The sequence below is a fragment of the Streptomyces sp. NRRL B-24085 genome, assembly GCF_001282115.1.
Classification (GTDB): Bacteria; Actinomycetota; Actinomycetes; order Streptomycetales; family Streptomycetaceae; genus Streptomyces.
On the sequence record NZ_LJBR01000068.1, the window covers coordinates 1 to 14,198 of the forward strand.

At 68.7% G+C, this 14,198-nt stretch carries 11 protein-coding genes and 1 tRNA gene; 1 reads left to right on the forward strand and 11 read right to left on the reverse strand.

Translation table 11 applies throughout. The features are described from left to right. Positions 1-280: 280 nt before the first annotated feature. Complete coding sequence (locus tag AOJ26_RS44315; protein WP_003999697.1) at positions 281-409, reverse strand: DLW-39 family protein; 129 nt, start codon at positions 407-409, stop codon at positions 281-283. Positions 410-761: 352 nt separating this feature from the next. Between AOJ26_RS44315 and AOJ26_RS10390 the strand changes: the two genes are divergently transcribed. Continuing rightward, entirely contained in the window at positions 762-1,136 is a 375-nt protein-coding gene (locus AOJ26_RS10390; RefSeq protein WP_053847942.1) for a DUF6344 domain-containing protein, read from the forward strand. 299 nt (positions 1,137-1,435) lie between these two features. Here AOJ26_RS10390 and AOJ26_RS45200 read toward each other — a convergent pair whose 3' ends face one another. From AOJ26_RS45200 to dnaA, 10 genes are all read right to left on the reverse strand, one after another. Then, on the reverse strand, positions 1,436-1,621 hold the full coding sequence (locus AOJ26_RS45200; RefSeq protein WP_373413199.1) for a VOC family protein: 186 nt from the start codon (positions 1,619-1,621) through the stop codon (positions 1,436-1,438). A 64-nt stretch (positions 1,622-1,685) separates the two neighbouring features. Continuing rightward, positions 1,686-1,762, reverse strand: a tRNA-Ile gene (locus AOJ26_RS10395). Between the two features lie 111 nt (positions 1,763-1,873). Beyond that, entirely contained in the window at positions 1,874-2,704 is an 831-nt protein-coding gene (locus tag AOJ26_RS10400) for a DUF3566 domain-containing protein (protein ID WP_078959831.1), read from the reverse strand. Between the two features lie 18 nt (positions 2,705-2,722). Continuing rightward, positions 2,723-5,320 carry a DNA gyrase subunit A gene (gyrA, locus tag AOJ26_RS10405; protein WP_053847944.1) on the reverse strand — a complete coding sequence of 866 codons (2,598 nt, stop codon included), beginning with the start codon at positions 5,318-5,320 and terminating at the stop codon, positions 2,723-2,725. 43 nt (positions 5,321-5,363) lie between these two features. Beyond that, positions 5,364-7,412, reverse strand: a complete 2,049-nt coding sequence (gene gyrB, locus AOJ26_RS10410; RefSeq protein WP_179200363.1) for a DNA topoisomerase (ATP-hydrolyzing) subunit B — start codon at positions 7,410-7,412, stop codon at positions 5,364-5,366. 375 nt (positions 7,413-7,787) lie between these two features. Beyond that, positions 7,788-8,342, reverse strand: coding sequence for a DUF721 domain-containing protein (locus AOJ26_RS10415; protein WP_053847946.1), 555 nt, complete (start codon positions 8,340-8,342; stop codon positions 7,788-7,790). After that, positions 8,339-9,460, reverse strand: a complete 1,122-nt coding sequence (gene recF / locus AOJ26_RS10420; RefSeq protein WP_053847947.1) for a DNA replication/repair protein RecF — start codon at positions 9,458-9,460, stop codon at positions 8,339-8,341. Before recF ends, AOJ26_RS10415 begins: the two co-directional genes overlap by 4 nt. Before the next feature lie 52 nt (positions 9,461-9,512). Beyond that, positions 9,513-10,388 (reverse strand): phosphogluconate dehydrogenase (NAD(+)-dependent, decarboxylating), encoded by an 876-nt coding sequence (gene gnd, locus AOJ26_RS10425; protein ID WP_053847948.1) that lies wholly within the window; start codon positions 10,386-10,388, stop codon positions 9,513-9,515. 127 nt (positions 10,389-10,515) lie between these two features. Continuing rightward, complete coding sequence (gene dnaN, locus AOJ26_RS10430; protein ID WP_053847949.1) at positions 10,516-11,646, reverse strand: DNA polymerase III subunit beta; 1,131 nt, start codon at positions 11,644-11,646, stop codon at positions 10,516-10,518. Between the two features lie 870 nt (positions 11,647-12,516). Further along, positions 12,517-14,198 (reverse strand): chromosomal replication initiator protein DnaA (gene dnaA / locus AOJ26_RS10435; protein ID WP_053847950.1); only part of this gene is annotated, 1,682 nt, incomplete at its 5' end.

The window sequence follows — 14,198 nt, forward strand, 5'->3', positions numbered from 1 at the left end:
GCCGTACGCCGCCCCATCCCGCGCCACCCCTCCGCGCCCCTACGACCGTCCTCCGATGACCGTCGACCGCTGCCGCTGCCACTGCCACTGCCACGGTCGCGACGGCCGCCAGGCAGGCCGGGCGGCCGTGGCCCATCCTGCCCCGCCGGGCCGCCGACCACCCGGGAATCCGTACGACCGTCCGAAACCCTGATACCGACACCACTGGTCCGGACCTCGGGCAACACAAAACCCCGACCGCAACAACGGCCGGGGTCTGTTCAGAATCGGATCTCGGTACTCACGAACCCGTGGGCACGGAGTCAGTCGCCTCCGTCCACAGATCCTGCTCGGCGCGATCCGCCTGGATCTGGCGGTACACGAGGAGCCCGCCGATGGCGGCCAGTGCGACCAGGAGAAGCTTCTTCACCGCGCGACCTCGTCTTTCCTTGACGTAGGGGACCTCTGGCGCCCGACTATACACACCGGTCGATACCGATCGGTGACCTGTGTCCGGGCCCTCAACTCCCGTCGGGATCACCCCGATAGAAGCGGAGCAGGGACCTCCGATCAGAGGGTGATCACATGGGTGATCACCGCCTTCGCAGGCGATCCCGTCAGGCTCCGTCGCCCCGTTTCTCCACTTTTTCGCCCTTCATGCGTCCATCCGTGTGGTGTTCATCTGAAGATCGACGCGCCACAGGCTCAGGTCCGTGCTTTCGCGACGCCCATACACATCATGAGGAAAGTACGCAAATCGCCCAACCCGAAAGTGAGGGACCATGGCCCGGAACAAGGTCATGAAGCTGTGGACCGCCGTCATCACCGCCGTCCTCGCGCTGTTCACGGCGCTCGGACTCATCACGACGACCGCCGCCGCTGCCGTACCGCAGACCCAGCCGGCCCGCAACAGCGCCACCGCTCACCCGGAGCCCCCGGCGGTGTCCCACGGTCTCTGGTCCTACGTGAGGTCGCTGCCGCCCACGATGAAGCAGCGGATCCGGGCCGAGGCCCACGGCAAGACTCCCAGCTGCCGCCCCCGCTCCCTCGGCGACACGGACACGGCCGCGGCCCCGGACACGGACCAGGGCACGAACCCGAAGGACACAGCAGAACCGGCTGGAGCGGCCGGCCCCGCCGGCCCGGGTTGCGCCTGACGCCACGGCACCACCCGCGGAACACCGCAGACGCACCACCGACGTACCGAAGACGCACGCAGGACGCACCACAACCGCAGGTACAAACACAGCCGGACCCACAGCGGCAGCCACAGCCGTAGCCGTAGCCGTAGCCGTAGCCGTAGTAAAGACGTACCGAAGAAGCGCTGAAGAAGTGACGACGTCGCACACCGCACCGCAGAGCCGAGCACCACACCGCGAGGACGTGCTCCGGAGGGCACCGCACACGAGGGACGCGCCACCCGTGCCCGCCGGCCCCCCGTGCCCCTCACGGTTTCTCACTGACGCAGTCGGCCCAGGACGCAGAACTCGTTGCCTCCGGGGTCGGCCATGACCCGTCGAGATGCAGCCGACTTTTGACTTTCTTGCTCTCCCCGGTCCTGGCGAAGTCCAGCCCCCAGCCGAGAGCCTCGGCCCACCGCTGTCCCAGGGCAGCGCTGAAGGAAGACCGACCGACACGGCACCGAGGACCGATGTCGCTCGTGGATGACAAAAACCCCCAGTCATATCGACTGGGGGTCTTCGTGCTGGTGGGGCTAACAGGATTTGAACCTGTGGCCTCATCCTTATCAGGGATGCGCTCTAACCAACTGAGCTATAGCCCCGCCGCGCTCTGCGGAGTGTGTCCCGCGCGCTGACTCCTGAAGATTAGCGCACGACGTGGGCAGTCCCAAAATCGGTTCCCCGGGGACCGCCCACGCGGTTTCGCGGCAGCGTTACTCGTCCTCGGCCAGCGTCAGCTCGACGCCGCCGACGAAGCCCGCGGAGAGGTTGTAGATGAACGCGCCGAGGGTCGCGAGCGCCGTCGCGAGGACGACGTCGATGACCGCGATGATCGTCGTGAACATCAGGACGTTCGGCAGGGAGAGGAACGCCTGGAGGTCGAAGCCGTTCGACTCGTTCGAGCCGGTCGCCTCGGAGATGGTCCCGCCGACCGTCGAGAAGACGCCCATCGCGTCCATGACCATCCACAGCACGGCGGCCGCGACGATGGTGCAGATGCCGAGCGCGATGGAGAGCAGGAAGCTGACCTTCATGACCGACCACGGGTCCGCCTTGGCCACCCGCAGCCGTGCCTTGCGGGTCCGGGGCATGGTGCGCGCACCGGTGCGCGGGCGGCGTACGGCACCGGCCGGTGCGGCCTGGGTCGGGTAGGCCTGCGGCGGGTGGTAGGGCCCGGCCTGCTGCTGCGGCTGCCGTTCCCCCGGCAGCGGAGAAGGTGAGGGCTGGGGCTGGGCCCCTGCCTTCGGCGGTGCCCCGGGCACCGTCGGCTGGGCCGGCGGCTGGGTGTCCGTCACAGGTCCCCCCTGGGATCCATGAGTCTCGGGCGAGCGCGACTCCGTCGCAGGCGGCTTGATCGCCTTGAGTTGAGTCGTGTGCGTATCTGTCGGGTGCGGTTCCGCCGCCCGCGCATCGACCGCCCGCGCGTCCGTGGTCCGTGGGTCCGTCGCACGCGCGGCAGAGCCACGGCCGCCGCCGTCCGCCTCCGTGCCGGGGGAGGACCCCCTAGAGGTTCCGGTCGATCCGGCGCCCGTGGCTCCGCTCACGATGACTCACTCCTCGTGCTACTCGGCCGAGGGCGACTCACCCTCGTCCGTGCCGATGGTCTCGGCGGCACCCTCGGCGGTCTCGTCGTCGGCCACATCGCCGTCGACCTCCTCCGCCTCACGTCCCGCCTCGGCGTTACGTGCGATGCCGACCACGGCATCGCGCTTGCCCAGGTTGATCAGTTGGACGCCCATGGTGTCACGGCCCGTCTCCCTGACTCCGCTGACTCGCGTACGAATCACACCGCCGGACAGGGTGATGGCGAGGATCTCGTCGGTCTCCTCGACCACCAGCGCCCCGACGAGTGATCCGCGGTCCTCCACGATCTTGGCAGCCTTGATGCCGAGGCCGCCGCGACCCTGGACGCGGTACTCGTCGACGGCGGTCCGCTTCGCGTACCCGCCGTCCGTAGCAGTGAACACGAACGTACCGGGTCGAACAACATTCATCGAGAGCAACTCGTCGCCCTCGCGGAAGCTCATGCCCTTGACGCCCGAGGTGGCGCGGCCCATGGGACGCAGGGTGTCGTCCGAGGCGGTGAACCTGATCGACTGCGCCTTCTTGCTGATCAGAAGCAGATCACTGTCGGCCGACACGAGTTCGGCACCGATCAGTTCGTCGTCGGAACCGTCCTCGCGCTCCCGCAGATTGATGGCGATGACACCACCGGAGCGCGGAGAGTCGTAATCCTTCAGTGATGTCTTCTTGACCAGACCCGCCTTCGTGGCGAGCACCAGGTAGGGCGCCGCGTCGTAGTCGCGGATCGCGAGGATCTCGGCGATCGCCTCGTCCGGCTGGAAGGCCAGCAGGTTGGCGACGTGCTGACCGCGCGCGTCACGGCCGGCGTCCGGCAACTCGTAGGCCTTGGCGCGGTAGACGCGGCCCTTGTTGGTGAAGAACAGCAGCCAGTGGTGCGTGGTGGAGACGAAGAAGTGGTCGACGATGTCGTCTTCCTTGAGCTTCGTGCCCCGTACGCCCTTGCCGCCGCGCTTCTGGGCGCGGTAGTCGACGGTCTTGGTGCGCTTGACGTAACCGCCGCGCGTGACCGTGACGACGATGTCCTCCTCGGCGATGAGGTCCTCGATGGACATGTCACCGTCGTAGGGCACCAGCATGGTCTTGCGGTCGTCGCCGTACTTCTCGACGATCGCGGCGAGTTCGGCGCTGACGATGCCGCGCTGGCGGACCGGCGAGGCGAGGATCTCGTTGTACTCGGTGATCTTCGCCTGGAGTTCGTCGTGCTCCTGGATGATCTTCTGGCGCTCCAGGGCGGCGAGCCGGCGCAGCTGCATCTCGAGGATGGCGTTGGCCTGGATCTCGTCGATCTCCAGGAGCTCCATCAGGCCCGCGCGCGCGATCTCGACGGTGTCGCTGCGCCGGATCAGCGCGATGACCTCGTCGATGGCGTCCAGGGCCTTGAGCAGACCGCGCAGGATGTGCGCCCGCTCCTCGGCCTTGCGCAGCCGGAACTTCGTACGGCGGACGATGACCTCGATCTGGTGCGCCACCCAGTGCCGGATGAACGCGTCCAGGGACAGCGTGCGCGGGACGCCGTCGACGAGCGCCAGCATGTTGGCGCCGAAGTTCGTCTGGAGGTCCGTGTGCTTGTAGAGGTTGTTCAGGACGACCTTGGCGACCGCGTCACGCTTCAGGACGATCACGAGCCGCTGACCCGTGCGCGACGACGTCTCGTCCCGGACGTCCGCGATGCCGCCGACCTTGCCGTCCTTCACCAGGTCGGCGATCTTCTGCGCGAGGTTGTCGGGGTTGGTCTGGTACGGCAGCTCCGTGACCACCAGGCACTGACGGTTCTGGATCTCCTCGACCTCGACGACCGCGCGCATGGTGATCGAGCCACGGCCGGTGCGGTACGCCTCCTCGATGCCCTTGCGGCCGACGACGAGGGCGCCGGTCGGGAAGTCGGGGCCCTTGATGCGCTCCATGAGGGCGTCCAGGAGCTCCTCGTGGGAGGCCTCCGGGTTCTCCAGGTACCACTGGGCGCCGGCCGCGACCTCGCGCAGGTTGTGCGGCGGGATGTTGGTCGCCATGCCGACCGCGATGCCGGCGGAGCCGTTGATCAGCAGGTTCGGGAAGCGGGCCGGCAGGACGGTCGGCTCCTGGGAGCGGCCGTCGTAGTTGTCCGTGAAGTCGACGGTCTCCTCGTCGATGTCGCGGACCATCTCCATCGACAGCGGCGCCATCTTGCACTCGGTGTACCGCATGGCGGCCGCCGGGTCGTTGCCCGGGGAGCCGAAGTTGCCGTTGGAGTCCACCAGCGGCATCCGCATCGACCACGGCTGGGCGAGGCGCACCAGGGCGTCGTAGATCGAGGAGTCGCCGTGCGGGTGGTAGTTGCCCATGACGTCGCCGACCACGCGCGCGCACTTGTAGAAGCCGCGCTCGGGGCGGTAGCCGCCGTCGTACATGGCGTACAGGACGCGCCGGTGGACGGGCTTGAGACCGTCCCGGACGTCCGGCAGCGCGCGGGACACGATGACGGACATCGCGTAGTCCAGGTACGAGCGCTGCATCTCCGTCTCGAGCCCGACGGGCTCGACACGCATCGCGACTTCGCCGCCCTCTTCAGGGGTGACGGGAGTGTTCTCGTCGGCCATTGCTGGTGAAGATCCTTCCTGGTGCGGTCAGGCTGAGACCGACTCAGATGTCGAGGAAGCGGACGTCCTTGGCGTTGCGCTGGATGAACTGGCGTCGGGCCTCGACGTCCTCGCCCATCAGGACGGAGAACAGGTCGTCGGCCTGGGCGGCGTCGTCGAGGGTGACCTGGCCGAGGACGCGGTGCTCCTGGTCCATGGTGGTCACGCGCAGCTCCTCGGCGTTCATCTCGCCGAGGCCCTTGAAGCGCTGGATGGAGTCCTCGCGGATGCGCTTGCCGCGCTGGCGGCCCATCTCGATCAGCGCGTCGCGCTCGCGGTCGGAGTAGGCGTACTCGATGTCGTCCCGGCCCCACTTGATCTTGTACAGCGGGGGGCGGGAGAGGTACACGTGCCCGGCCTCGACCAGCGGCCGCATGAAGCGGAACAGGAAGGTCAGCAGGAGGGTGGAGATGTGCTGGCCGTCGACGTCGGCGTCCGCCATCAGGATGATCTTGTGATAGCGCAGCTTCTCGATGTCGAAGTCCTCGTGGACCCCGGTGCCGAAGGCCGAGATCAGCGCCTGGATCTCCTGGTTCTGAAGGATCTTGTCGATCCGCGCCTTCTCGACGTTCAGGATCTTGCCGCGGATCGGGAGGATCGCCTGGTACTCGGGGTTGCGGCCGGACTTGGCCGAGCCGCCGGCGGAGTCACCCTCGACGATGAAGATCTCGCACTTGGTGGGGTCGTTCGACTGGCAGTCGGAGAGCTTGCCCGGCAGGGACGCGGTCTCCAGGAGGCCCTTGCGGCGGGTCAGGTCGCGGGCCTTGCGGGCCGCCACGCGCGCGGTGGCCGCCTGGATCGACTTGCGGATGATGTCCGCGGCCTCGACCGGGTTGCGGTCCAGCCAGTCCGTGAGGTGCTCGTAGACGACCCGCTGGACGAAGGTCTTCACCTCGGTGTTGCCCAGCTTGGTCTTGGTCTGGCCCTCGAACTGCGGCTCGCTCAGCTTCACCGAGATGATCGCGGTCAGACCCTCGCGGATGTCGTCACCCGTGAGGTTGTCGTCCTTCTCGCGCAGCAGCTTCTTGTCGCGCGCGTACTTGTTGATCAGCGAGGTGAGGGCCGAGCGGAAGCCCTCTTCGTGCGTGCCGCCCTCGTGCGTGTGGATGATGTTGGCGAAGGAGTACACGCCCTCGCTGTAACCGCCGTTCCACTGCATCGCGAGTTCGAGGGAGAGGTTCTTGTCCTTGTCCTCGGCCTCCAGGTCGATCACCGTGGGGTGCACGACCTCTCCCTTGCGGGAGTTGAGGTACTTAACGAAGTCGACGATGCCGCCCTCGTAGTGGTACGAGACGCTCTTGACCTCGTGCTTCTCGTCCTCGCCCGCCTCGTCCGCGCCGGCGGTGGCCTTCGCCGACTCGCGCTCGTCGGTGAGGTTGATCCGCAGACCCTTGTTGAGGAACGCCATCTCCTGGAAGCGCCGCGAGAGCGTCTCGAAGGAGTACTCCGTGGTCTCGAAGATGTCCGGGTCGGCCCAGAAGGTGACCGTGGTGCCGTGCTCGTCCGTGGCCTCGTGCTGGGCCAGCGGGGCCGTCGGCACGCCCAGCTTGTAGTCCTGCGTCCAGCGGTAGCCGTCGGTCTTGATCTCGACGGCGACCTTGGTCGACAGGGCGTTCACCACGGAGACGCCCACGCCGTGCAGACCGCCGGAGACCGCGTAGCCGCCGCCACCGAACTTGCCGCCCGCGTGCAGCACGGTCAGCACGACCTCGACGGCCGGCTTGCCCTCGGAGGGGACGATGCCCACCGGGATACCGCGGCCGTTGTCGACCACGCGCACGCCGCCGTCGGCGAGGATCGTCACGTCGATGGTGTCCGCGTACCCGGCCAGTGCCTCGTCGACGGAGTTGTCGACGACTTCCTGCACCAGGTGGTGCAGGCCGCGCTCGCCGGTCGAGCCGATGTACATGCCCGGTCGCTTGCGGACCGCGTCCAGACCCTCGAGGACGGTGATGGCGCTGGCGTCGTACGAGGCGGTTACCTCGCCGTTCGACGAGGTCGCCTCGGCGTCGGTGGACGGAATGTTCTCGTTGGGGTTGCCGGAATCGGCCACGAAGCGCCCTTTCTGGCACAGCACGAGCCGGGCTCGTCGGCGGGTTGCCGGAGCGGCTGCGGCATGTTGCGTTGGTAAGCCTTGATCAGCGTTGCTCAGCTTCTCCCGGGCGGTCCCCACGTTCGGGGCGGGATTGGCTTCCAGTCTACCGGTAGCGCCGACAGTGATGGGGGTTTGCCGGTACCTGAGTCCGCATGTGCCGCCCTGAACCGGCGTCTTCCGGGTCCCCATATACGGAGCGGGGCTCCAAGAGGCTCACAGCGGCACTCAGCGCTTCGGGCTGTCTACCCTTGGCTACTTGGCAGTCAGGTCGGAATTCGCAACCGCGTGCAGTGCCCCGACGGCACCGGTCCGGCCCGGGTTACGTGACGTAAGTCACCTGTAGGTATCGCCGGGCCTGCTGCTGCCCGGGGCCCTCAGGGGGCCGTAGTTGCGGGCCGGGCCGCCGGGCCCGAGGACCCTGATCTGCCGGACCGTGCCATGGCCCAGGTCCTCGTTGAGGCGGGCGACCAGGCTCGGGGCGAGGCGGCGCACCTCGGTCGCCCAGACCGGCGACTCGCACTGCACGATCAGGACGCGCTCGTCCTCGTCGTACCTCTGGGGCGTGCAGTGGTCGGCGAGCTTCTCGCCGACGATCTGCGGCCAGCGCCCCATGACCCCGCCCACGGCGGCCGGCGCCTCCCACCCCCGCTCGGTGATCAGGCGGTTGATGGCGGCACCGAAGGCCATGGGGTCGCGCCCGTCGGCGTGCGCCCCGGAGCGCAGGCCCCCGCCCCGGCGCGCCTGCCGCTTCTGCTGCGCCGCGTCCCCACGCGCGCGTGCCTGTTCCTTGGCGGCCCTGAGCGCCACGCGCGCGAGGTCGACACCGGAGGGTTCGGCGGCGGGCCCGGGGGTCCCGGAGTTCTCCGCGGGAGGTCGTTCGTCGGTCATACGCGCTCCACCGTCCCCTCGGCCACGGCGTACCGCGTCCCCGACAGCACGTGCGGCACGTCGTCGTCGACCGCCGCCGTCACCAGGACCTGCTCACCGGGCGCGACCAGCTCGGCCAGGCGCTCACGGCGCCGGGTGTCCAGCTCGGCGAACACGTCGTCCAGGATCAGCACCGGTTCGTTCCCCTCGGCCCTGAGCAGGTCGTACGACGCGAGGCGCAGCGCCAGCGCGTACGACCAGGACTCTCCGTGCGAGGCGTATCCCTTGGCGGGCAGCGGACCGAGCTTGAGCAGCAGATCGTCCCGATGCGGCCCCACGAGGGTCACGCCCCGCTCGATCTCCTGCTTGCGCGCCTCGGCGAGGGCCGCCGTCAACTGCTCGTAGAGGGCTTCACGCGTGTGTGCCTCGCCCGGCGCGGACGGCTTGTACTCCAGCGCGACCGGGCCGCCGCCAGGAGCCAGCTGCTCGTACGCCTTGTCGGCCAGCGGCTGGAGCGCGGCGATCAGATCGAGCCGCTGGGCGAGCAACTCGGCGCCCACGCGCGCGAGGTGCTGGTCCCACACGTCGAGGGTGGACAGGTCCATCGAGCGGCCGCCGTGCCGCCTCGCGAGGGCCGCCGACTTCAGCAGGGTGTTGCGCTGCTTGAGGACGCGCTCGTAGTCGGAACGGACACCGGCCATGCGCGGGGAGCGGGCGGTGATCAGCTCGTCCAGGAAGCGGCGCCGCTCGCCCGGGTCGCCCTTCACCAGGGCGAGGTCCTCCGGCGCGAACAGCACGGTCCGTACGATCCCCAGCACGTCACGGGGCCTGACCTGCGAGGACCTGTTGATACGGGCCCGGTTCGCCTTGCCGGGATTCAGTTCCAGCTCGACCAGCTGCTGCCGCTCGCCCTGTCTGACCTGCGCCCGGACGATCGCGCGGTCGGCGCCCATACGGACCAGGGGGGCGTCGGAGGCGACCCGGTGACTGCCGAGGGTGGCGAGGTAGCCGATCGCCTCGACCAGGTTCGTCTTGCCCTGCCCGTTGGGGCCCACGAACGCGGTGACGCCCGGGTCGAGCGGCACTTCGACCCGGGCGTACGAGCGGAAGTCGGCCAGCGACAGATGCGTGACGTGCATGGTCGGTCGCCGACCTCCCCCAGCTTGTGGACTGTTCGAACAGCCCTGTGGACTACTTCGTCTCGACCGCGTGGCCGCCGAACTGGTTGCGCAGCGCCGCGATCATCTTCATCTGCGGTGAGTCGTCCTGGCGGGACGAGAACCGCGCGAACAGGGACGCGGTGATCGCCGGCAGCGGCACCGCGTGGTCGATGGCGGCCTCCACGGTCCACCGGCCCTCGCCGGAGTCCTGTGCGAAGCCGCGCAGCTTGTCCAGGTGCTCGTCCTCGTCGAGGGCGTTGACCGCGAGGTCGAGCAGCCAGGAACGGATGACCGTGCCCTCCTGCCAGGAGCGGAAGACCTCCCGGACGTCGGTCACCGAGTCGACCTTCTCCAGGAGCTCCCAGCCCTCGGCATAGGCCTGCATCATCGCGTACTCGATGCCGTTGTGGACCATCTTCGCAAAGTGGCCCGCGCCGACCTTCCCGGCGTGCACCGAGCCCGCGTCGCCCTCGGGCTTGAGGGCGTCGAAGACCGGCTGCACCTTGGCGACGTTCTCCGCGTCGCCGCCGTACATCAGCGCGTAGCCGTTCTCCAGGCCCCACACACCGCCGGAGACGCCGCAGTCGACGAAGCCGATGCCCTTGGCGGCCAGCTCCGCGGCGTGCTTCTCGTCGTCCGTCCAGCGGGAGTTGCCGCCGTCCACCACGACGTCACCGGGCTCCAGGAGCTCGGCCAGCTCGTCGATGGTCGCCTGGGTCGGCGCACCGGCCGGGACCATCACCCACACGACCCGCGGACCCTGCAACGCGTCCACAAGCTCCTTGAGGCTGTGGACATCGGCGAGGTCCGGGTTGCGGTCGTATCCGATCACGGTGTGGCCTGCGCGGCGGATCCGCTCGCGCATGTTGCCGCCCATCTTGCCGAGGCCGACGAGACCGAGCTCCATCAAGTGTTCCTTAGGTTGCTGTGGCGTGAGTGGCACCTTCGTACCCACGTACGAGCCTAAACCCGGACGCTCACGCACACCTGTGGGCATACGCGCTCAAACGTATGCCCTCACCTGGGGCTTTGACTCAGCCGCTCAGCCGCACCGGCATGATCAGGTACTTGTAGGCCTCGTCCGCCTCGGCGTCCAGGGCCGGCTTGCCGCTCAGCAGCGCGGGCTTGGTGGACGTCGTGAACGACAGCTGGGCCACCGGGGAGTCGATCGCGCTCAGGCCGTCCAGCAGGAAGGTCGGGTTGAAGGCGATCGAGATGTCGTCGCCCTCCAGCTGGGCGTCCACCCTTTCCACAGCCTGTGCGTCGTCGCTGGAGCCGGCCTCCAGGATCAGCACGCCCTGCTCGAAGCTGAGCCGCACCGGGGTGTTGCGCTCGGCGACGAGGGCCACGCGCTTGACGGCCTCCACGAAGGGGGCGGTCTCGATCACGGCGACGGAGTTGAACTCCGTCGGGAACAGCGTGCGGTACTTCGGCAGGTCGCCCTCGAGCAGACGCGTGGTCGTACGGCGGCCCGCGCCCTCGAAACCGATCAGACCCTCGCCCGCGCCGGAACCGGACAGCGCCAGGATCACGCTGTCGCCGCTCGTGAGCGCCTTGGCGGTGTCCAGGAGCGTCTTGGCGGGCACCAGGGCCACCGCGGACGCCTCGGGGTTCTCCGGCTTCCACAGGAACTCACGGACCGCGAAGCGGTAGCGGTCGGTGGACGCCAGGGTGACGGTGTCGCCCTCGATCTCGATGCGCACACCGGTCAGCACGGGGAGCGTGTCGTCGCGGCCCGCGGCGATGGCCACCTGGGCGGCGGCGGATGCGAAGACCTCACCGGGGACGGTGCCGGTGGCGCTCGGCATCTGCGGCAGCGCCGGGTACTCCTCCACAGGCAGGGTGTGGAGTGTGAACCGCGAGGAACCGCAGACCACCGTCGCCCGTACACCGTCTGTGGAAATCTCCACCGGCCGGTTGGGCAGGGCACGGCAGATGTCGGCGAGCAGGCGGCCGGAGACGAGGACCGTGCCCTCCTCCTCGACCTCGGCCTCGACGGACACCCGCGCGGAGACCTCGTAGTCGAAGCTGGACAGGCTGAGCTGGCCTTCCTCGGCCTTCAGGAGAAGGCCGGCGAGGACAGGCGCCGGCGGACGGGCCGGGAGGCTGCGCGCCGCCCAGGCCACTGCCTCCGCGAGTACGTCGCGTTCCACCCGGATCTTCACTGTTGCCGCCTCCTGCTGTTGCCGGCGCTGCTCGGCCTGCCTGGCTTCGTCGTCTGTCTCGGCGTCGTCGGCCCGTGTGACGGGAAGGACACCGGGGAACAGTCTGACGCACCCCACTGACAGTAGGTGCCTCTCGGGGTCAAGTCGTGACGAGGGGCAGTCGGGCGCCGGACAGCGAGTTGTGCACAGGGCCCCCTTCGAAACGGATTCCCAGCTCTCTCTAGTTGGGAGTAGTAGTAGGGGCTGTGGATACCGTGGATAACCCTGTTTCCCCAGCTCAGAGCGGGAATTTTGTCCACGGGCCCTGTGGGCGACACCGGTGGACAACTGGGCCTCTCTGTGGAGAACAGAAAGTTCTGCACACTCCGTGCACAGCCTGAGGCGACTTCTCCCCAGCGCCGTCCCCAGCTTTACCCCCGTTTCCCACAGCCCAACCCGGCACCTTCGTGTGACGCCTTTCACTCGCCTCGGTGATCAGGCGCGTCGTGTTGCCGAACAGTGGACAGGCATGTGGAGAAGCGGCTGATCGCTGGGGACAACCGGCCCTGACCTGTGGGCGGTCCGTGGACAACTCGGTGCACAGCCTGTGGACCTTCTCGCTGTCCACAGTCTGTGGAGATCGTTCGTCCACGAATCCACAACCACCTGACCTGGCCTGATGGCTTTTCGACCGGGAGCCTGTGGATCGCGATCTGGACAACTTCGCAGTCCCCAGCATGTGGACGGGAAAAAGTCACCGGATCTGTGGAGGGAGGCCGTAACCCGGCGGGGAATCGAACACCGGGCAACGGCGTCGTGACCCGGGGAATGACGAAGGGCGCCCCGGGACCTCGTCCCCAGGGCGCCCTGGACACCGTGACTCCGGTGCTCTCAGCCGTTCTTGATGCGGTTCGTCAGCTCGGTCACCTGGTTGTAGATGGAGCGCCGCTCGGCCATCAGATTGCGGATCTTGCGGTCCGCGTGCATCACGGTCGTGTGGTCGCGGCCGCCGAACAGCGCGCCGATCTTCGGCAGCGAGAGGTCCGTCAGCTCGCGGCAGAGGTACATGGCGATCTGGCGGGCGGTGACGAGCGCGCGGCCGCGCGAGGTGCCGCACAGGTCCTCGACGGTCAGGCCGAAGTAGTCCGCCGTGGCGCTCATGATGGCCGTCGAGGTGATCTCGGGGGCCGAGTCCTCGCCGCCCGGGATCAGGTCCTTGAGCACGATCTCCGTCAGGCCCAGGTCCACCGGCTGCCGGTTGAGCGAGGCGAACGCCGTCACCCGGATCAGCGCGCCCTCCAGCTCGCGGATGTTGCGCGAGATCCGGGAGGCGATGAACTCCAGCACCTCCGGCGGTGCGTTGAGCTGCTCCTGCACCGCCTTCTTGCGCAGGATCGCGATCCGGGTCTCCAGCTCGGGCGGCTGGACGTCGGTGATCAGACCCCACTCGAAACGGTTCCGCAGCCGGTCCTCCAGCGTCACCAGCTGCTTGGGCGGCCGGTCGGAGGACAGCACGATCTGCTTGTTCGCGTTGTGGAGGGTGTTGAAGGTGTGGAAGAACTCCTCCTGCGTCGACTCCTTGTCCGCGAGGAACTGGATGTCGTCGACGAGCAGGATGTCCATCTCGCGGTAGCGCTTGCGGAAGCTGTCGCCCTTGCCGTCGCGGATGGAGTTGATGAACTCGTTGGTGAACTCCTCCGAGCTCACGTACCGCACGCGCGTGCCGGGATACAGGCTGCGCGCGTAGTGCCCGATCGCGTGCAGCAGGTGCGTCTTGCCGAGCCCGGACTCCCCGTAGATGAAGAGGGGGTTGTAGGCCTTGGCCGGCGCCTCGGCGACCGCCACCGCGGCCGCGTGGGCGAAGCGGTTGGAGGCGCCGATGACGAACGTGTCGAAGAGGTACTTGGGGTTGAGGCGCGCGGTGGGCTCACCGGGGCCGGTCGCCGGCGCGGGTTGCGCGGCCAGCGGGCCGGGGGCGCCGGTGGTGGGCAGGTTGGAGCCGACCGGGCCGCCGCGGTGCACGTGCCCGGAGCCGGGCGGGGGGTCGGGCAGGTCCCGGCGGGTGTCGCGCTGGTCGTAGTCGGACCGCGGCTTGTCGTAGTCGGGCCGCTTGTCGTACTCCGGCCGCTGGTCGTAGTCGGAGCGCGGACCGTCGTAGGAGGAGCGCTCCATCGGCTGCGGCCGGTAGTCCTGCGACGGAGGGCCGTAGGAGTCCTGCTGGTACGACTCCTGCTGGTAGGACTCCTGCTTGTACGGCTCCTGGGGATAGGGCTCCTGCGACGGCGACGCGTACGGGTCGCGTTCGGGGAAGCCGAGCCGCTGTTGCTGCCAGCCGTAGTCGTCCTGGGCCGGCCGCGGCCAGGCGCCGGGCTCGGGGCGCTGGTACTCCGAGGGGTAGGCGGGACGCGCGGTCGGGAGCTGGTCGGGGCGGGGCGCGTGGTCGCCCTGCGTTCCCGGGCGCTGCTCGGCGCGGGGCGGGCGGGAGTCGTCGGCGCGGTGGCGGCCGTACCCCTCGTACTGGTTGTCGTACTGGCCGGAGGGGAGCTCGGGCTCCTCGTAGCGCGGCTGGGTAC

What these genes read in the sequence shown, in the direction of transcription:
- gnd (WP_053847948.1), bottom strand. Translation starts at nt 10,388, where the DNA reads ATGGAGCTCGGTCTCGTCGGCCTCGGCAAGATGGGCGGCAACATGCGC.
- AOJ26_RS10390 (WP_053847942.1), top strand. Translation starts at nt 762, where the DNA reads ATGGCCCGGAACAAGGTCATGAAGCTGTGGACCGCCGTCATCACCGCC.
- gyrA (WP_053847944.1), bottom strand. Translation starts at nt 5,320, where the DNA reads ATGGCCGACGAGAACACTCCCGTCACCCCTGAAGAGGGCGGCGAAGTC.
- recF (WP_053847947.1), bottom strand. Translation starts at nt 9,460, where the DNA reads ATGCACGTCACGCATCTGTCGCTGGCCGACTTCCGCTCGTACGCCCGG.
- AOJ26_RS10415 (WP_053847946.1), bottom strand. Translation starts at nt 8,342, where the DNA reads ATGACCGACGAACGACCTCCCGCGGAGAACTCCGGGACCCCCGGGCCC.